Below are 16806 nucleotides of genomic sequence, written 5' to 3'. Positions count from 1 at the left end.
CGAACCGCGGCGTTCAAACCGCTGGCTCGCGGATGCGAGGACATGAGCGACGAGCACGAGCACGGGAGCGACGACGGTGACAGCGAGGCGGACGGGGAGGGCCACCGCGAACCCGAGCGGGAAGCGTTCTCCCACGACCCGGTCGGTCACGCCGAGGTCCGAGCGGGGATGACCGTCGGCGAACTCGCCGACGAGTACGGGAACGCGGGCGTCGGCGCGGCGAACCTCCACGAGGCCGTCGGCGTCACCGAGTCGATGTTCGACGACGACGTGACCGTCTTCTTCGGCCTCGCGGGCGCGATGGTCCCCACGGGGATGCGGCGCATCGTCGCCGACCTGATTCGCGAGGGCCACATCGACGTCCTCGTGACGACCGGCGCGAACCTCACCCACGACAGCATCGAGGCCATCGGCGGGAAACACCACCACGGCGAGGTGACCGCCGAGGGGAAGACCGAGCGCGAACACGACGAGACGCTGCGCGACGAGGGGGTCGACCGCATCTACAACGTCTACCTCCCCCAGGAGTTCTTCGCCGACTTCGAGAGCCACCTCCGCGAGGAGGTCTTCCCGGTGCTCGAGGCCGAGTGCGAGGAGGAGGGCGCGGTCTCGATCCAGCGGCTCACCGAGGAATTGGGACGGGCGAACGCCGACGTCAACGAGCGCGACGACGTCGACGAGGGGCCCGGCATCGCCGCCGCGGCCTACGAGAACGACGTCCCGATCTACTGTCCCGCCGTACAGGACTCCGTGCTCGGGCTCCAGGCCTGGATGTACTCCCAGACGGGCGCGTTCACGCTGGACGCGCTGGCCGACATGACGCCGCTGACCGACATCGCCTACCACGCCGACGAGGCCGGCGCCTTCGTCGTCGGCGGCGGCGTCCCCAAGAACTTCACCCTCCAGACGATGCTCGTCTCCCCCGACGCCTACGACTACGCCGTCCAGTTGACCATGGACCCCAAACAGACCGGCGGCCTCTCCGGGGCCACCTTAGACGAGGCCCGCTCGTGGGGTAAACTCGAGAAAGACGCCGACAACGTCTCCGTCTACGCCGACGCGACGATCACCTTCCCCCTGGTGGTTGCGGCGGCCCTCGAGCGACTAGAGAACTAGGCGGCGACGCTCGAAGGAATTTGGATACCGATCGTTCCACGTGCGGTGGCGCGCGCTGTCTGCGAGGCGCGACCGAAGGGAGCGCCTCGAAACGCGAATAGCGCGGGACCGACGGTCCCGCGAACCATACGAACGGGCGCGGAGCGCCCGTGAGTAGACGGGGAACGAAGTGACCCGTGAGCGAGGTCGGCCGAACGACAGTGAGGACGACCGACGACGATGTGCGAGGGATGAGCGAACGGAGTGAGCGAATCGGTTGGGGAGGGTGTGGCACTCACAGCCGCCAGCGTGAGCAGAACGCTTCGTTCGTATCCGGTTCCGCTCGCGGGCGTCGCTATCTACGCGACCGTGAACAGACCGCGGTATATCGATTATAGAAGGACCAGCGAGCCCCGAACCTAGCGATCACTCGCGACCCGGCGACGGCCCGCGAAGCCCCGGGTGCGTCTCGAGGTCGCGAACCCGTCGCATCTGGGCGCGCAGATCCGCCGCGGCTCCCGGCACCCCGTCCTCGAGAGCGCCGGTCTCCTCCCCGTCGCCCTCATCCTCGAGTTCCTCGACGGACTTCGGAAACGGCCGGAGGTCCTTGTGAATCGCCAGTCCCGCGTGGGCCCCGTCGCCGATGGCGATGGTGGTCTGGTTCTGGCCGTGGGTGACGTCGCCGACGGCGTAGACGCCGTCGACGCTGGTCTCGCGGTTCTCGTCGACGGCGATGGCGCCGTCCTCGCGCAGGTCACAGCCGAGGTCGGCGGCCAGACCGGCGTTGTACGTGGAACCGTACATCGCGAAGCCGCCCAGATAGTCCCGTTCGGTTCCATCGGCCAGCTCGAGGCCGCCGAGCCGCGGCGACTCGTCGCCGGAAATCGTTTCGTCCCCGTAGGCCGAGACGACGGCCGTGTCGATCACGTCGACCGGGTGGGCCTCGAGTTGCGCGTCGGTCTCCTCGCCCCACTCGGGCTCGCGGTCGTCGAGCAGGAGGTCCACGTCGGCGGTGAAGTTGAGCATCGTCATCGCGACGTGGGCCGCGTGCTCCGTGTGGCCGAGGACGAACACGGGGCCGTCGCCGAGCGTGTAGGCGTCGCAGTGTAGACAGTAGTGCAGCCCGCGGCCCGTGAAGCGCTCGAGTTCCGGGACGTCCGGACTCCGATCGCGAAAGCCGGTCGCGAAGACGACCCGCCGGGCGTCGACCGTGGCGTGGGCGGACTCGAGGCGGAATCGGGGCCCATCGCCGTCGCCTTCCTCCGGCCGCGTCACGGACTCGACCGCGTCCGGGAAGAAGTCGCCGCCGTAGTGCTCGAGCTGGTCGACGGCGTGGGTCGCCAGCTGCTCGCCGGAGACGTTCTCGGAGACGCCCAGCAGGTTGTGGACGTGGGCGACCTTCGCGTGGCGGCCGCCCTCCTTCTCGAAGACGGCCGTGCGGTGGCCCAGTCGCGTGGCGTAGATCGCCGTCGTCAGGCCGGCTGGACCGCCGCCGATCACGACGACTTCGTACTCGAGGGGATCGGTCATACGCGTCGGAGGTCGCCCAGCGGGTTGAGGCTGAGCCGTGAATATGCGGCCGGGAGTACTGGGGCTGCCACCGCGACCGTATCAGCTCCCGTGTCAGTCCCGCGAGTTCCGAATGGGGTTGAAACGAGTCGGCGGTGGAGAGCCGTCCATGAGTCTCGAACACGCCGTCGACCTCGAGATACCGACCGGCGAAGCGGACGAACCCGCCGACCTCGAGCACGGGTCGATCTTCTTCGTCGGGACCGCGACCGTCATCATCGAGTACGCCGGCTTCACGATCCTCACGGATCCGAACTTCCTCCACAGCGGCGATCACGTTCATCTGGGCTACGGGATCAAATCGCGGCGCCGAACCGATCCCGCACTCGAGATCGAGGACCTCCCGCCGATCGACTTCGTCTTGCTTTCCCACTACCACGGCGACCACTTCGACCGCGTCGCCGAGGCGAAACTCGATTCGGACCTGCCGATCGTCACGACTCCGCACGCGGCCGTCGAACTCGCTGAGAAGGGCTTTCTCGAGACCTATCCGCTCGAGACGTGGGACGAGTGTCGGATCCGCAAGGGCGACGCCGAACTGACGATCACCGCGATGCCGGGTCGCCACGGCCCGCCGGTCGTCTCGAAGGGACTGCCGCCGGTGATGGGGAGCATGCTCGAGTTCCGGCCCGACGACGAGGCGGCGAGTCCGGACGAGCCGCCCCTGATGCGGCTCTACGTCTCGGGCGATACGCTCGTCTACGACGCTTTAGAGGAGATTCCCGAGCGCTACCCCGACATCGACCTCGCACTGCTGCATCTGGGCGGGACGCGGATCCTCGGCGTGCTGCTCACGATGGACGCCGCGCAGGGCGTCGAGGCGGTCGACCTGATCGACGCCGACACGGCGATCCCGATCCACTACAACGACTACGAGGTGTTCCGGTCGCCGCTGTCGAACTTCAAGCAGGCGATCCGGAAAGCGGGTCTCGAGGACCGGGTCGAATACCTCGAGCACGGCGAGACGTTCGAGTTCGAAGCGTCGTCGGACCGTCGCAGCTAGGGGGTGTCGGCGACCGAGTTCGATGAGCGGGCGGATAGCGATTCGCTGTCTCACACCGGTTCGAACACCCGGCATGCGGTGGCGCGCGCTGAACCACAGTGAGCGAACGCGAGGCGCGAACGGAGTGAGCGCCTCGAGAGGCGAATGGGGAGCGAAGCGACCCATGAAGCCCAGCGAACTGTGGTTCGAAACTGCGCGAGGGATGAGCGAAGGAACGGAGTGACTGAGCGAATCGGCTGGGGAGGGCGAGGCGATTCCCCGCCGCCAGCCTGAGTCAGACGTTCTTCGTTGGTGCTTCTATCACAGAATGGTGGAATTAGGAGCAACTGAGAGCAACGTAGTGTCTCTGCTATCGTGGCAACAGGGGAGTGCCACTCCCTCCCCAACCGATTCGCTCCCTTCGGTCGCTCATCCCTCGCGCGATAGTAATCGGTCGCCCTCACTGTCGTTCGGCCGACCTCGCTCACGGGTCACTTCGTTCCCCGTCTACTCACGGGCGCTCCGCGCCCGTTCGTATGGTTCGCGGGACCGTCGGTCCCGCGCTATTCGCGTTTCGAGGCGCTCCCTTCGGTCGCGCCTCGCAGACAGCGCGCGCCACCGCACGCCAGGTCTCGATCTCAGTACGTCCGATAGCTCGCCGAGCCGACCGCGATCCGGACGAGCGTGTTTTCGGCGTAGGCCGCGGGCTCCGCGTCGTACTTCTCGTTGATCCGCCGGCGCGCCGCAGCCGTCTCGTCGGGGTCGTCGACGACCGTCGCGGTGCCGAGCAGCGACACCATCCAGCGCGTCTGGCCCGCCTCGTCTTTCTGAATGGAAAGCGAGATCCGCGGGTTTTCCCGGATGTTCGCCAGCTTTCGACCCGTCGTGACGATCTCGACGACCTCCTCGTCGGCGACGTACCGGTACCACACCGGGGCGACGTGCGGTCGGCCCTCGACGCAGGTGCCCAGATGGGCCATTACCGGCTCGCTCTCGAGCAAGCGCTCGGCTTCGGGCGGAACGGTCGACACGGCCGTCTCGACCACGGGGTTCGGCAAAAGCGGACGCCATGCGGGTGCCAGCCGAGGCGACGATCGGCGAAGAACCGCGAGTGGCGCGTCGCGACGCGGGTCCGGCCGTCGGCTTGCTGACGCAGCCCGAGTAGTGAACTGAGCGCCCGCTCGAGTCTGGGACAGAGTCACAATGGCATCACCACAGCGGCGACCGGACGGTTCGAGCCTCTCCGAAGTGCTCGATCGCATCCTCGACAAGGGCGTCGTCATCGACGTCTGGGCGCGCGTGTCCGTCGTCGGGATCGAACTCCTGACGATCGAGGCCCGCGTCGTCGTCGCCTCGGTCGACACCTTCCTCCACTACGCGGAGGAGATCGCCAAAATCGAGCAGGCGACGGCCGAGGGCAATATGGAGGACCTCGAGGAACTCGAGGTCGAGCCGCGGGCGGAGTCGTCGCCCGAATCGGCGGCCCAGTAGCGCTCCGTACCGCCCGACCGCCGTCTCGAGAGCGGACGATTCGCGACGTCCCGTACCGTCCACCAGCCGAGGCTCAGTAGCCGGCACGGAGTCGCCCGACGTCGAGTCGGGCGTAGTGCCAGAGCGTCCCCGTCAGCCCGGAGTCGGCGATCCGGCGACCCGAACTCTCGACCAGCACGGTCGGGCAGTACCCCGTCGGATACCGGCGGCCCAGTAACCGACTGAACGCCGTGTCCTCGTTGGGGACCTCCGGGAAGCCGCCGACGGCCGCGAACGCCCGCCGATGGACGACGCAGTTGAACCCCGGCATGATGGGACGTTCGAGCCGCGAGAAGACGCAGTTGATCGTCGCTTCCATCAGCTTCGCTCGGCGCGGGCCGGTGATCCGGCAGTAGGAACTGCCGGCCGCCAGCCCGTTCGCCTCGAGGTAGCCCAGCAGTTCGGTGAGGTAGTCGGCCCGCAGCTCCGTGTCGGCGTCGACGAACGCCAGCCACTCGCCGTCGGCGCGGGCCGCGCCGAGGTTGCGGGCCGCCGCGATGCTCCTGCCCCCCTCTTCGAGGACGGTGGCGCCGTATTCGCGAGCGATCGCGACGGTCTCGTCGCTCGAGTCGCCGTCGACGACGATCACCTCCGTTCGATAGTCCGTGTCCAGCCCGGCGATGCTCGCGAGCGCGCCGCGGAGATAGTCGGCCTCGTTTCGCGCCGGGAGCACGAAGCTCACGTCCGGTCGACCGTCGGTTCCGTCGCCGCGTTGCACCCGGGTCGTGTCACCCTCGTCCATCGAGATCCTACTCGAGGCTCTCTCACCGACCGGTATAACGTCTCGGCGCTCGACTGCACCGAGAGCGTGGGACAGGACTCGAGACGAGCCGGTATTTGGGCTAGATACTCACTACCAAACCCATTATCTATCATGAACTTTTATTACCCCGGAGCCGCTACGGGTGAGTACAGATGTCGGTCGTACACGTAGTAGCGTAAACTCGCCTCTCCTCCGACGAGTCCTCGTACCGTTCGACGACCCCACACCGATCCGACCGACATGAGCACACGACGCCCACAGACCCGACCCGAGACGGAACCGCAGCCGAACCACACCGACACCCGGACGCGCACGCGACCGACGCCGACCGAGCGGACGGACGCCCGGACGGCCGTCGAGCGCTCTCCACAGACGTTCTCCCGCCGGAACACGGCGCAGCTCCAGAACCTGATGGACGAGTTCAACACCGCCTTCGCGGCGTCTACGGGCGATTCGGCGTCCGGTTCGTAGCCGCCCACGTTTTCGCGGAATCCAAACCGTCTTTGGAGCGACTCTCGTAGGCTCGAGTGGCCGATGACGATTCACTCGCTCCGAGCCGGACTCGGCACCCGGTGGTGACGAGCCCTATGAGTGCCGAGGCCAGCGATTTGCGTATCCCACGTCTCATTCTCCCGGAAAATCGGAGCCGTCGCACTCGAACTCGAGTGAGGAGGCTACGGTCGGTCGGGGAACAGTGCGAGGTGGCTGATGATGATCCGACTCTCGAGTCCACCCGCCAACGCGCCCGAGAGGACCCCGATGGTGCTGATGAACGCACCGGTCCGAACGAGATCGACGAAGCCCACGGTCGGCTCCTCGAGGCTCGGCCAGTTGGACATCAGATTCGGCGGGAAGACGACCAGTTCGATGACGAGGATGATCGCCCACACGAGCGCGAAGAGGCCGACCATCGCCAGCAGGAGGACGAAAAAGACCGTGACGTTGACCAAGGCCGTGTGTTCGGTGACGATCTGATGACGCTTCCGCGGGAACGAGAGGTTCTGGACGAACAGGAGGTAGAGCGTCGCAGTGACGATACTGACGGCCGCGAACAGCGCCGCCGTCACGTTGGTCATGTGGAAGCCGACGTCCCAGGATTCGGCGCTGAAGACGATGACGAGCGTCGGTGCCAGCGCGGCCGTCGACAGCTTCGGTAACGAGAGCGGCAACAACGGTGCCCGGCTGTTCCCGAGCGCCTGCAGGATCCGTCCGGGGTTTCGGACGGCACTGGCCGCGTGGAAGGCGAGGCGCTCTATCGGGCCGCGCGGGCGGGCCTCGGCCGCGGAGAGCTCCCCGGCGATCCGATGGAGATCCCGCTCGACGTCCGCGTCGATCGGCGGCACGGTCCGTCGTTCCGGGTCGAACCGGAACGGCTCCATGACGCCCCCGTCGGCGTCGCGATGGCGGGCGCCAAGCATGTGCCCGACGAGGTGGACCACGAGCGTCGCCGTATTCCAGCGGACGGCGTCGTCCTCGAGCGAGCGGCGCGGTTCGTTCCGGGGCGCACTGCGGAGGTGGTCCGTCGAGACGATCGCGACGCGAGAGAGCGGCGACGCCAGTCCGGGGACGAACCGCTCCGTGCTCGAGACGAGCGGAACGTCCGTCACGACGAAGACGAAGTCGTACGGCCCCTCGACCATCTGGTGCGTGGCCCGGTCGAGGAACTCCGAGGGCCGTCGCCGGTCGTTGTCCGCGAGCGGTACCGCGTCCTCGAGGTAGAACCGCCAGGTGACGTCCGTGACGGACGCGAGCTCGTCGACCGTATCTTCGGCAGCTTGCGTCGCGAACGATCGGAGCCGGCCCGGGTCGGTACCCGGCGCGTGCGCGACCAGCACCCCCACGTCGATCTGTAGCCCGGTTGATCCCTCGCGCTCGGCCGCCACTAGCGTCGGATCGTCGCGGTCGCCCGATCGAGAACGACACATCGTCCGACGGTTCATCGTGGACGTTCTTAACGGCTGGTGGCGACAGCTCCGTGTGAGTACCGTGCGACAGACAGACCAACCCTACCGAATTCGAAGCGTACCGATAGCGCAGTGCCATCGCGTTCGATTTCACTCGAGAGACATCGTCTCTCGTGGTGATGGGATCGCGAGGCGATCTCAAATCACACCTGAAAACCCTTCGCGTTTTCGAGGACGAGGATTCCCGACCGTCGTTGGAATATCGTAGCCCACCCTAAAGGGCGGGGCTTTCTCCTTGACTTTCCGTAAGAGTGCGTCGGACGCGGCCGAGATCAGCCCGATCGAGCCGGGACACCGAGAAACTCGAACGACTCAGTCTCGACGAGTTCGTCGGCGACATCGCCGGTGAAGACGTTCGCCTGGTTCTCACCGAGCGACAGCGATCGAACGCCGGCATCGGCTTCGAAGTCGATCCCGTCGAGGTCCAGCCAGAAAACGTTCGGTGAGAGCGCCGACTCGAAGTAGTAGCGTCGGTCACGGTGATCGGCGACCGTGCGCCACCGCGTCGAGGAGATATGCGGTGCGTCCGGCGTACTGATCCCGTACGGCACGGAGACGTTGCGGATCGCGCCGAAGACGCTCGCCGTTGCGGCCCGACGGTTCCGGGTCTGCGGGATCGCGTCCACGTAGAAACTCGCGCGGGCGAATCGGTCAGCCGGGCGATTCGTCCCCGGTAACATGACCGTTCCGCCGATCTCCGACCAATACTCGTCGAGTGCGAGTTGTCGGTCGAACGTCGGGGAATTCGTCATCACCTGATACTTCCGACCGTGGTGGATCGTCAACTCGCCGTCGACGTACTCGAGGACGGCACTGTCACCCGTGGCGTCCGAGATGGACAGGTGGAGGGTGGCCAACCGGCCTTCGTCCGGGATTTCGTCGGAAACGACCACGAATTCTTCGTTCCGGTGGTTCTCGACCGCCTCGGCCACCGTCGCGAAGTTGTCGAGGACGTACTGCGCCCACAGCGAGATCGACAGTCCAGGTCTGTCGCCGTCCCACTCGGGATAGTCGGATTCGGTGAGCCACAGGACGTTCGCGACCAGACCCGCCTCGTTCATCCCGTCGGTCGTCGCGATGTCGTACGCGGATGCGACGACACTGCCGTACTCGGCGGTCCACGCCATCGAGGCCGGCCCGACTTCGCCCGTTCGTTCCATTCCCCGTGGGAAGACCCAAATGTTGGTCCCGATCTCGCCGTGCCAGTCCATCGACCGGCCGGTGAGCACGATATTCTCGGGTCCGAGATACACTAATCGCGTACACATCTACGGTCTCCCTCCGGTCTCTCGCCCGTTGTGCGCCATAGGCCAGAACATAATTCTGCCCTACTTCGATCAGGAACATAAGTTGCGTTCGGTCCGAACTGATACGTCCTGGCTGGGCGGGCGTCAGTCTCTCGAGTTCGGAAACGAGCGCGACGATCGGATGGGAGACGTGTCCGATGTAAGGAATCTACCGCAATTGACTGTCTCTCCCACGCAAATCATCGTTGGAGTTCTCTCAGCAGCTATCGCAGTGGCAGGCGGTCACTGGACCTCCCGACGGACAAACGCGATAAAGAGATCTCCCGTAAGACCTGTTCAAAATTCTCAGGTAGTTATTTGCCGTCACTTCGAGCGGGCACGCCGTAGTCGATGTGGACTTCCGGCGTGTTCGGTGATTCCGATGCAGGCGTACCGTTCCAGTCGACGACGTGCACGTTCGCCATTTCGCCGGAGAACCGGAACCGCATCACACCGGTCTCGATCGCCCCTTCTGCGGCGTGGTCTGTGACGACCGTCGCTTCCTCGAGTGGATCGGAACCGACTAATTCGATCTCGCCGTTGACGGTGATCTCGTAGTTCGATGGAACACCTCGACCGACGATCGTTACGAGATTTGGCAGCGTGTCCTCATGTTTTGCGGTCATACGTTGACGACTCAATTCTGCCAGTATAAGCCTTCTTGTCGGCAAAAAGCTAGAAGGAGGAGAACGTGCCGTCAAACCAAATCAATTAATCTCAGAAATTAACGTACTGGTTTTCCCATTCCCGCCGTTCTTGAATCTTCTCTCGTCCTTCAGTAGTGATTGCGTAATAATTCGTTCGTCTGTCGAGCTGTCCCTTCTCGACGAATTCCTTGTTGACCAGTGTATCGAGATTCGGATACAGCCGGCCGTGATTGATCTCATTCTCGTAGTAGCCCTCAACCTCTTCTTTGACGGTTTGGCCGGACGGCTGGTCGGCACCTGCGATCACGTATAACAAGTCACGCTGGAATCCAGTGAGGTCGTACATCTCACGAGAGAATTCAACGAATCTGTATTTGATACCTTTCCCACAATATATTGGGTGTGACTATGATGTGAACGTGCCTCATAGTGATATTTTTGCACGGTAATTGAACGAGTTGCGTCTCATCCTCCAGCGAAAGAACAGGAATAACACACCTCTCTCGGTCATCACTGTCTTCGTCTCGGGCTTCTGCCGTTCGACTCTTGCCGACGTGACGCACAGTTCTCGAAGAATTCAGAGATAGACTGGTTTTCCCAGTCGCGGCGGACTTCGATCTCACGCACTCCACGTCGCGTAACCGAATATCCGTTCGTCTAAGCCTGCAGTCGCGTACAGAAGATCTCGTTGGAAACCGGTCAAATCGTACACATCAGACCGCATGATGGTCAACAACAGAAGAATAGAGCTGACAATGCTCCGTCAAACATGAAAGACCGTGTCTCATTCAACAGAGTTTGTAAATCCTTTTATGGAGGACTGTTGCACTTCAGGGTCCATGAGAAAGATGAACACACAGGTTACCGCTGATGAATCTCAAGCTGGACTGACTCTGTCTACCACTGCTGAATGGAAGCGAGGCACCGAGAAGACGCCCGTCTATGCGGTTGTTTCGGCGGTTGCAGAAGCGTCTGGTCTGGACATGCTCGAATTGCCGCCACTCTATGAGGCGATCAATCCGGACGCGTTGAACGAGTTGTTTACCTCCCGATCTGAGCCTGCTGTTGGCGAAGTTTCGTTCGAGTACGCGGGGTACGATGTCGTTGTGCGCGGAACTGGCGTGGTTGAGGTCCGGACAACGGTCGACGCCTAATCGCGGCTCTGTTATTTAACTGCGTTCGCGGATGGCCGGTTCTAACGGTATCACTCTCATCGATTCGGTGTTGCTATCCGTCAGTCTCCAGTCCCAGCCGGGTTCGCACTCAACACGGTCCGTGTCCTCGAGAGAGCGGTATCAGATACGAGGAATTCCGAGCTGTACGAGTGCCCGAGGCCGACTTCTGGGATCCAGACCGCACGCAGCGCTGTACTACCTGCTGGCGACGTATCGGGCGACCAGGACGATCGGAACGACCGGGATCGCTAACCCCGTGACGATGAGAACGACGGCGACGATCGCCTTCTGGAACTGACTCGAGTCGTCCCAGACCGATCGCGACAGTCCGTCGATCGCTTCCGCAGTCTGCTGTACGAGTCCGGGCATACAGAGTATGTAACGCCGCAGACGGTCGTAAAGGTATTTCGCACGGAACGGAGAGTAAGCCGAATTGAAACGATGCCGTACGCGAGGGTGCGACGCCGAGCCTGCAGGCTTGTCGCCCATCGACCGACGTGAACGCCCCGGGATCGATACCGGGGTCGGGGAAGTCGCAACGCCGGTACCCCCGGATCCGATCATCGACCGGCACTGATTCGACGCCAGCCGAAGACGACCCCCTCCGCACAGAGCCACAGGACCCCGAGGGCGATGCCGACGACGTGCAGTATCTGCGGGAGGTGCATCCACGTCGGGAAGACGTACTGGGCCATGGCCTCCCACTCGCGAATCGTCGCCGTGATGGCGCCGGGTTCGTCCTCGACCGCGGTCAGTTCGCTCCCCGGCGGGACGTCCGACCGTTCGCCGGCGCCGATGCGATCGGCTTCGTACGCCAGCGGAATGACCGTCCCGTCGGGATCGCCGAACTGCCAGACGATCTCGCCGTCGGGATCGACCTCGAGCACGCGGTTGTTCCGGGAGTCGGTGATGAGCGTGTTGCCGTTGGGCAGTCGGTCCGCGTCTCGAGGCCACTGGAGGGAGTCGGTCGCGGGACCGGTGTAGCGCCAGATGCGTTCTTCGGATTCGACGTCGAGTTCGACGACGCGGCCGTTCTCGCTGTCGGCGACGACCATCGTCCCCTGGTCTTCGATGCGGTGGGGGTTGTGCTGTTTGTCCAGCACGCTGTGATTCCCCGGTTCGCCGACGACGTCGACCACCTCGTCGGTCTCCGGATCGACCTCGATGATCACGTCGAAGTTGCGGATGCTCAGCTGGAAGTTGCCGTTCTCCAGGTGGTCGATGTCGTTCATGTGGGTCCAGTCGTCGTGCTCCCCCGCTTTTTCGGGGCCGCCGTACTCCTCGTAGAACGGCGTGCCGGGCGTCAGGTGGTCTTCGGCGTGCCACTCCCAGGTGATCTCGCCGTCGCGGTCGACGGTCAACGCGCGATCGTTCCCCATATCGACGATCGCCGTCTCGCCGTTCTCGAGTCGCTCGACGTCGTGGACCTCGTGCCAGGCGATGAACTCGTCGTACCAGTCGTACTCCCAGACGACCTCGCCCGACTCCTTGTCGATCTCGACGACGCGATTGCGGACGCAGTGGCCGTCCTTCTCGTCGTACTCGAGGTATTCCTCGTCGCAGTCTTCGGCGAGTCGCTTGACGGCGACGGCCGCCAGCACCGTCTCCTCGTCGAGCTGTTCGACGCCGAACACCCGCGATTCGGGCACCGACCACTCCCAGGCGACCTCGCCGTCGGGCGTCAGTTCGACGATCCGACCGGTCTCGTCGTACGAATGGACGCCGACGAGCGTGTTCCCGGGATACCGCCCGTCGTCGTTGACGACCCTGTTCTCGCGTTCGATAACCGCTGCCTGGACCCCGAGCGATGCGATCAGAAGGGCGATGACGACGGTGGCGACGGTGACGCGGGTTCGCTGATTCATACGGTTCGATCCACGGAGAGATTCGTACGGGACTGTACACCGGAGAGGCCCTTAGCGCTAATCGGCGTTTCCGTTGGAAGTCAGTATTTCCACGACGTCGGAGCGGCGAGGGCGTTCGGACACGATTGTATACCGGCGACGATCGTCGACCAGCGACTCGCGACGATCGATCCGAACGCCTGCGACGTGATCCGACTGGTTTCGACGACCTGCGCGACGTGTCCGGTTCGGATACCCGGCGCCGGTCTTCTATCCGCATTCGGTCGAGAGGGGGACTGACCGTCGAGGAAGACGGGTGCCGACCGTTCGTCCCCCCGTCCGCGTCCGTCGAACGATATCGGTCCGGACGTCACGCGTGGATTCTTGACACCGAGATGGCACGAGCTGGCCTCGAGAACCCCATATGCTCGCGTTACAGTCAGTAGTAGGCTGTTAGTAAATGGCCTGTCCTTCGACCGGTCGGTATGCGACTCGTTCAGGTCTTCGTTCCCAGCGAGGACCACGATGCGGTGCGAGAGACGCTCTCCGAGATGGAGGTGGAGTTCGTTTTCAGCGACGCGGACGATCACCGCGACGGGAGCCTGGCGAACGTCCCGGTCCCGGCGGGCGCCGTCGACACGGTCCTCGAGCGCCTGTACGACGCCGGACTCGACGACGACACGTACACCGTCGTCACGGAGGTCGACCGAGCGACCGTGCCGAACGCCGAGGAGCTGACGGACCGCTACGTCGAGGGACCGAAAGGCGATCGCGGCGCCTCGCACTCCGAGATTCGCGAGCGCGCGGAGGACCTGACGCCGGATACGGCGACGTACCTCGCGTTCGCCATCGCGAGCGCGATCGTCGCGGTGGCCGGCCTCCTGCTGGACTCCGCCATCGTCATCGTCGGCGCGATGGTGATCGCGCCGTTCGCGGGGTCGACGCTCTCCGCGAGCGCCGGCGCCGTCATCAGCGACCGCGAGATGGTCGTCGACAGCGCCACGTCACAGGTGACGGGGCTCGTCATCGCGTACGTCGGCGCGATCGTGATGAGCGTGTTCCTCCAACAGACCGGGTTCGTCCCGTCGACACTGGACGTCGGTCGCGTCGGGCAGGTGAGCGGGTTCGCCACGCCGAACCTCCTGACGCTCGTCATCGCCATCGCGGCCGGGTTCGCTGGCGCGCTCGCGCTCGCGACCGACCTCCCCGTCTCCCTCGCCGGCGTCGCCGTCGCGGCGGCCATCGTCCCCGCCGCCGCCGCGGCCGGCATCGGGACGGCCTGGGGAGAGCCGCTCATCGTCGCGGGCGGCATCGTCCTGCTCCTGATGAACATCGTGTTCATCAACCTCACCGCCTACCTCACGCTCATCGCGCTCGGCTACCGCTCGTCGGTGATCCGCAACATCCGCGAGAACGCCGAGGTCTCGCTCCGCACGGGCGCGTACGCCGTCATCGTCCTGTTGTTCCTCGTCGTCGTCGCGCTGACGGCCTTCGGAACGTACCAGCACCTCGTCTTCGAACAGCAGGCGAACGACGAGGTCCAGGCCGTGCTCGACGACCCCGAGTACGCGACGCTGGAACTCGCCGGCGTCGAGACCGAGTACAACGACGGGAGCGTGTTCAGCGACGAGGTCTCGGTGACGGTGACCGTGGGGCGCTCGAGCGGCCTCGAACACGAGGGACTGGCCGAGGATCTGCAGACCGAGATCGATGCCCAGACGAGTCGGTCCGTCAACGTCGACGTTCGGTTCGTGGACTACCAGCGCGCGGCGGCGGTCGGCGACGACGACGGGCGAAGCGCGTGGTGGCCGATCGACGAGTGGCTGCCGCTCTCGACGGGTCCCTCATCCGCGCAGTCGATGCCACAGGCTGTGACACTTCCGTCGAACCTTGTTGAGGAACGAGCCGATCCGGCGTGACCCGGAGAGGAGTCGAAGCGCGCGGATCGACCGACCGACGCGGAGCAGCCGAAACGGTCGGAACCAGGGAACGACGGTGAGAATGAGAAACCAGTTCGAACGCACGAACCCCCTCGGGCCCCGATCAGACCATCGGTAGAGGACCGCGACGTCGAGGAGGAAGACGACGAGGAGCCACTGGAGGACGCCGCGAACCGTCGCCGCGAGCGACTCGGAGACGACGAGCACGTCGACGCTGATCGCGACGTCGGCGACGAACAGCACGATCCACAGGAGCGCCGCGACCTCGACGAACGGTGGCCACCAGCGTTCGGCGTCCATCTACCGGTACGTAGGACGTCGCGACTCAAAACGTTGCGTCCGCCCGAGCGCGGTCATCGGAGTCGACTCCGTCGAAGACCGGTTCGATCGCTCTGGCGAGTCGTGAGTCCCGAGGACTCGCTACGCGGGCACGAGGTGTGCTCCGGGCGGAGGGCGCTAGCGGTTGTCCGTGCGCAGAAACTGCGCGACGCCGGGCGCTCCGTCGACGACCCAGAGCGAGAAGACCAGCAGGTACGGTATCGAGTAGATGGCGAGGAAGACGAGGTGCTCCGCGGTCAGCAGCTCACCGGAGAGTTCGCCGAAGATCGCGGTGACGCGTCCGATCAGGGACACCTCGGTCTCGTACGGCGGCAGCGTAACGACGGGCCAGAGGAGCCGGTCGCTCGGCGACACGCCGAGCTTTGGAACCGCCAGAATCGCATCGCCGAGGAGGTGCGACCAGTAGCCGACAGTGAACGCGATACCGATATCGCGGCGTCCGGACGCCGTCGCCCCGAGGACGAGTACCCCGACCGGGACGGCGATGAAGACGGAGTGTGCGACCGAATACCCCTGGGGAAAGAGGTGGAGCCCCCACGAGAGCGTTTTGTCCACGAAATCCGGAAGCTGCGTGCCGAACAGGAGCGCCAGAACGACGATCGGACCCGTCGGTGACTCGCGCGTCACGAGTCGGTGACCGAACGAGTACAGGAGGTAGCCGAAGGCGGCGTGGCCCCACGGCATCACGACGGCATCACCACCGCAGTCGAATCGAACTCGCTTTTCACATGAGAGGGATAGGAGCAGACGATTAAAGTTCTTTACCGACAGAAGACTGCCGGAGGCAGAACACGTTCGGTATGTCGCGCCACGGACGCCGAACGGCGGACGTGCCTCGAGGGCGGATCAACCCCCTTCCCGGACGCACCGACTGAAAAAATTATACGCGCGATCGTCGTCCGTCGTACCATGCGCGAAGCCATCGTGACCCTCAGCGACGCGGCGCTCGAGGCGATGGGCTTCGAGGGGCTCGTCGCGCTCCTCCGAGAGGCGGGGATCCGCGACATTGAGATGCTCGAGGACCACGGGACCACCTGCGTTCCGCAGATCGACGTCGCGAACCGGCTCGATCCGGAGGGCCTCGAGGCCCTCGAGTGCGTCGACGACTGGGAACTGCTCGCCGAGACGGGGACCGGCTATCGGTACCTGCTGGAACTCTCCGCCGCGGAACTGCCCGCGGACGCGACCGAAGACCACGACGCGCTGCTCGGTAACTGCGAGACCTCGGTGACGGATCGCGGTGTCCTGATCTCGCTGGTCGGCTCGCAGGCGGCCATTCGGGAGATGCTCCGGAACTACGAGGCCGCCGGCGCCGTCCCCGACCTCTGTAAGCTCGCCGAGTACGACGGCGAGGCGAACCCGCTGGAGTCGCTGACGGACCGCCAGCGGGAGGTCATCGAGACGGCCTACGAGATGGGGTTCTACGAGGTCCCCCGGCGGGCGTCGACGGCGGAGATCGCCGGCGAACTCGGGCTCGAGGACGCGACGGTCTCCGAACACCTCCAGCGGGCCGAGCGGAACCTGCTCACGACGCAACTCCCGACGTAGCGACCGGAACGAACGGTTCGAATCGCTGCGTCGGTCGCGTTCGCGCTCGAGGCCCAACGGCGACGCCACGGCAGATCGGCGACTGGTACGGCCTCGAGCGACCGGCGTCCGGGACCGACATAAA

At 64.8% G+C, this 16806-nt stretch carries 18 protein-coding genes; 7 read left to right on the top strand and 11 right to left on the bottom strand.

What is annotated here, in order from left to right:
* Window positions 1-42 precede the first annotated feature (42 nt).
* Complete coding sequence (locus tag WD430_RS10805) at window positions 43-1116, top strand: deoxyhypusine synthase (RefSeq protein ID WP_339102463.1); 1074 nt, start codon at window positions 43-45, stop codon at window positions 1114-1116.
* Between the two features lie 405 nt (window positions 1117-1521).
* Here WD430_RS10805 and WD430_RS10800 read toward each other — a convergent pair whose 3' ends face one another.
* A complete protein-coding gene (locus WD430_RS10800; RefSeq protein WP_339102462.1) occupies window positions 1522-2625 on the bottom strand; it encodes an NAD(P)/FAD-dependent oxidoreductase in 1104 nt (367 codons plus the stop codon).
* A gap of 148 nt (window positions 2626-2773) precedes the next feature.
* On the opposite strand from WD430_RS10800, the gene WD430_RS10795 reads away from it, so the two are divergent.
* Window positions 2774-3667, top strand: a complete 894-nt coding sequence (locus WD430_RS10795) for an MBL fold metallo-hydrolase (RefSeq protein WP_339102461.1) — start codon at window positions 2774-2776, stop codon at window positions 3665-3667.
* 617 nt (window positions 3668-4284) lie between these two features.
* Here WD430_RS10795 and WD430_RS10790 read toward each other — a convergent pair.
* Window positions 4285-4677: a pyridoxamine 5'-phosphate oxidase family protein gene (locus WD430_RS10790; protein ID WP_339102460.1), complete on the bottom strand. Its 393-nt coding sequence runs from the start codon at window positions 4675-4677 to the stop codon at window positions 4285-4287.
* 172 nt (window positions 4678-4849) lie between these two features.
* Between WD430_RS10790 and gvpA the strand changes: the two genes are divergently transcribed.
* Window positions 4850-5137, top strand: a complete 288-nt coding sequence (gvpA, locus tag WD430_RS10785; RefSeq protein WP_339102459.1) for a gas vesicle protein GvpA — start codon at window positions 4850-4852, stop codon at window positions 5135-5137.
* 73 nt (window positions 5138-5210) lie between these two features.
* Here gvpA and WD430_RS10780 read toward each other — a convergent pair whose 3' ends face one another.
* On the bottom strand, window positions 5211-5918 hold the full coding sequence (locus tag WD430_RS10780; protein ID WP_339102458.1) for a glycosyltransferase: 708 nt from the start codon (window positions 5916-5918) through the stop codon (window positions 5211-5213).
* Window positions 5919-6179: 261 nt separating this feature from the next.
* On the opposite strand from WD430_RS10780, the gene WD430_RS10775 reads away from it, so the two are divergent.
* Window positions 6180-6410: a hypothetical protein gene (locus WD430_RS10775; protein ID WP_339102457.1), complete on the top strand. Its 231-nt coding sequence runs from the start codon at window positions 6180-6182 to the stop codon at window positions 6408-6410.
* Window positions 6411-6613: 203 nt separating this feature from the next.
* On the opposite strand, the gene WD430_RS10770 is transcribed toward WD430_RS10775, so the two are convergent.
* The 4 genes from WD430_RS10770 to WD430_RS10755 form a co-directional block, all read right to left on the bottom strand.
* A complete protein-coding gene (locus WD430_RS10770) occupies window positions 6614-7864 on the bottom strand; it encodes a hypothetical protein (RefSeq protein ID WP_339102456.1) in 1251 nt (416 codons plus the stop codon).
* A 311-nt stretch (window positions 7865-8175) separates the two neighbouring features.
* Window positions 8176-9171, bottom strand: coding sequence for a linear amide C-N hydrolase (locus WD430_RS10765; RefSeq protein WP_339102455.1), 996 nt, complete (start codon window positions 9169-9171; stop codon window positions 8176-8178).
* A 332-nt stretch (window positions 9172-9503) separates the two neighbouring features.
* Window positions 9504-9815: a hypothetical protein gene (locus tag WD430_RS10760; protein ID WP_339102454.1), complete on the bottom strand. Its 312-nt coding sequence runs from the start codon at window positions 9813-9815 to the stop codon at window positions 9504-9506.
* A gap of 91 nt (window positions 9816-9906) precedes the next feature.
* Window positions 9907-10182, bottom strand: a complete 276-nt coding sequence (locus tag WD430_RS10755) for a PadR family transcriptional regulator (RefSeq protein ID WP_339102453.1) — start codon at window positions 10180-10182, stop codon at window positions 9907-9909.
* A 493-nt stretch (window positions 10183-10675) separates the two neighbouring features.
* On the opposite strand from WD430_RS10755, the gene WD430_RS10750 reads away from it, so the two are divergent.
* A complete protein-coding gene (locus WD430_RS10750; RefSeq protein WP_339102452.1) occupies window positions 10676-10990 on the top strand; it encodes a HalOD1 output domain-containing protein in 315 nt (104 codons plus the stop codon).
* A 216-nt stretch (window positions 10991-11206) separates the two neighbouring features.
* On the opposite strand, the gene WD430_RS10745 is transcribed toward WD430_RS10750, so the two are convergent.
* Both WD430_RS10745 and WD430_RS10740 read right to left on the bottom strand, forming a co-directional pair.
* Window positions 11207-11380 carry a hypothetical protein gene (locus WD430_RS10745; RefSeq protein ID WP_339102451.1) on the bottom strand — a complete coding sequence of 58 codons (174 nt, stop codon included), beginning with the start codon at window positions 11378-11380 and terminating at the stop codon, window positions 11207-11209.
* Between the two features lie 191 nt (window positions 11381-11571).
* A complete protein-coding gene (locus tag WD430_RS10740; protein WP_339102450.1) occupies window positions 11572-12876 on the bottom strand; it encodes an aryl-sulfate sulfotransferase in 1305 nt (434 codons plus the stop codon).
* Window positions 12877-13340: 464 nt separating this feature from the next.
* Between WD430_RS10740 and WD430_RS10735 the strand changes: the two genes are divergently transcribed.
* Entirely contained in the window at window positions 13341-14774 is a 1434-nt protein-coding gene (locus WD430_RS10735) for a DUF389 domain-containing protein (protein ID WP_339102449.1), read from the top strand.
* Here the strand turns inward: WD430_RS10735 and WD430_RS10730 are convergent.
* Window positions 14700-15095: a hypothetical protein gene (locus tag WD430_RS10730; RefSeq protein WP_339102448.1), complete on the bottom strand. Its 396-nt coding sequence runs from the start codon at window positions 15093-15095 to the stop codon at window positions 14700-14702. The two genes, WD430_RS10735 and WD430_RS10730, sit on opposite strands and share 75 nt — an antisense overlap.
* A gap of 156 nt (window positions 15096-15251) precedes the next feature.
* Window positions 15252-15818 (bottom strand): metal-dependent hydrolase, encoded by a 567-nt coding sequence (locus WD430_RS10725; protein ID WP_339102447.1) that lies wholly within the window; start codon window positions 15816-15818, stop codon window positions 15252-15254.
* A gap of 225 nt (window positions 15819-16043) precedes the next feature.
* On the opposite strand from WD430_RS10725, the gene WD430_RS10720 reads away from it, so the two are divergent.
* Window positions 16044-16682: a helix-turn-helix domain-containing protein gene (locus WD430_RS10720; protein ID WP_339102446.1), complete on the top strand. Its 639-nt coding sequence runs from the start codon at window positions 16044-16046 to the stop codon at window positions 16680-16682.
* The last annotated feature ends 124 nt before the right edge of the window (window positions 16683-16806 follow it).

It is taken from the genome of Haloterrigena sp. KLK7 (assembly GCF_037914945.1).
Classification (GTDB): Archaea; Halobacteriota; Halobacteria; order Halobacteriales; family Natrialbaceae; genus Haloterrigena; species Haloterrigena salinisoli.
This window is presented reverse-complemented; position numbering and strand designations above follow the sequence as displayed.

Bases quoted from the DNA above. Each gene is read 5' to 3' on its own strand.
- WD430_RS10805 (WP_339102463.1), top strand. From the start codon at position 43: ATGAGCGACGAGCACGAGCACGGGAGCGACGACGGTGACAGCGAGGCG.
- WD430_RS10800 (WP_339102462.1), bottom strand. From the start codon at position 2,625: ATGACCGATCCCCTCGAGTACGAAGTCGTCGTGATCGGCGGCGGTCCA.
- WD430_RS10795 (WP_339102461.1), top strand. From the start codon at position 2,774: ATGAGTCTCGAACACGCCGTCGACCTCGAGATACCGACCGGCGAAGCG.
- gvpA (WP_339102459.1), top strand. From the start codon at position 4,850: ATGGCATCACCACAGCGGCGACCGGACGGTTCGAGCCTCTCCGAAGTG.
- WD430_RS10780 (WP_339102458.1), bottom strand. From the start codon at position 5,918: ATGGACGAGGGTGACACGACCCGGGTGCAACGCGGCGACGGAACCGAC.
- WD430_RS10775 (WP_339102457.1), top strand. From the start codon at position 6,180: ATGAGCACACGACGCCCACAGACCCGACCCGAGACGGAACCGCAGCCG.
- WD430_RS10770 (WP_339102456.1), bottom strand. From the start codon at position 7,864: ATGTGTCGTTCTCGATCGGGCGACCGCGACGATCCGACGCTAGTGGCG.
- WD430_RS10765 (WP_339102455.1), bottom strand. From the start codon at position 9,171: ATGTGTACGCGATTAGTGTATCTCGGACCCGAGAATATCGTGCTCACC.
- WD430_RS10760 (WP_339102454.1), bottom strand. From the start codon at position 9,815: ATGACCGCAAAACATGAGGACACGCTGCCAAATCTCGTAACGATCGTC.
- WD430_RS10755 (WP_339102453.1), bottom strand. From the start codon at position 10,182: ATGTACGACCTCACTGGATTCCAGCGTGACTTGTTATACGTGATCGCA.
- WD430_RS10750 (WP_339102452.1), top strand. From the start codon at position 10,676: ATGAGAAAGATGAACACACAGGTTACCGCTGATGAATCTCAAGCTGGA.
- WD430_RS10745 (WP_339102451.1), bottom strand. From the start codon at position 11,380: ATGCCCGGACTCGTACAGCAGACTGCGGAAGCGATCGACGGACTGTCG.
- WD430_RS10740 (WP_339102450.1), bottom strand. From the start codon at position 12,876: ATGAATCAGCGAACCCGCGTCACCGTCGCCACCGTCGTCATCGCCCTT.
- WD430_RS10735 (WP_339102449.1), top strand. From the start codon at position 13,341: ATGCGACTCGTTCAGGTCTTCGTTCCCAGCGAGGACCACGATGCGGTG.
- WD430_RS10730 (WP_339102448.1), bottom strand. From the start codon at position 15,095: ATGGACGCCGAACGCTGGTGGCCACCGTTCGTCGAGGTCGCGGCGCTC.
- WD430_RS10725 (WP_339102447.1), bottom strand. From the start codon at position 15,818: ATGCCGTGGGGCCACGCCGCCTTCGGCTACCTCCTGTACTCGTTCGGT.
- WD430_RS10720 (WP_339102446.1), top strand. From the start codon at position 16,044: ATGCGCGAAGCCATCGTGACCCTCAGCGACGCGGCGCTCGAGGCGATG.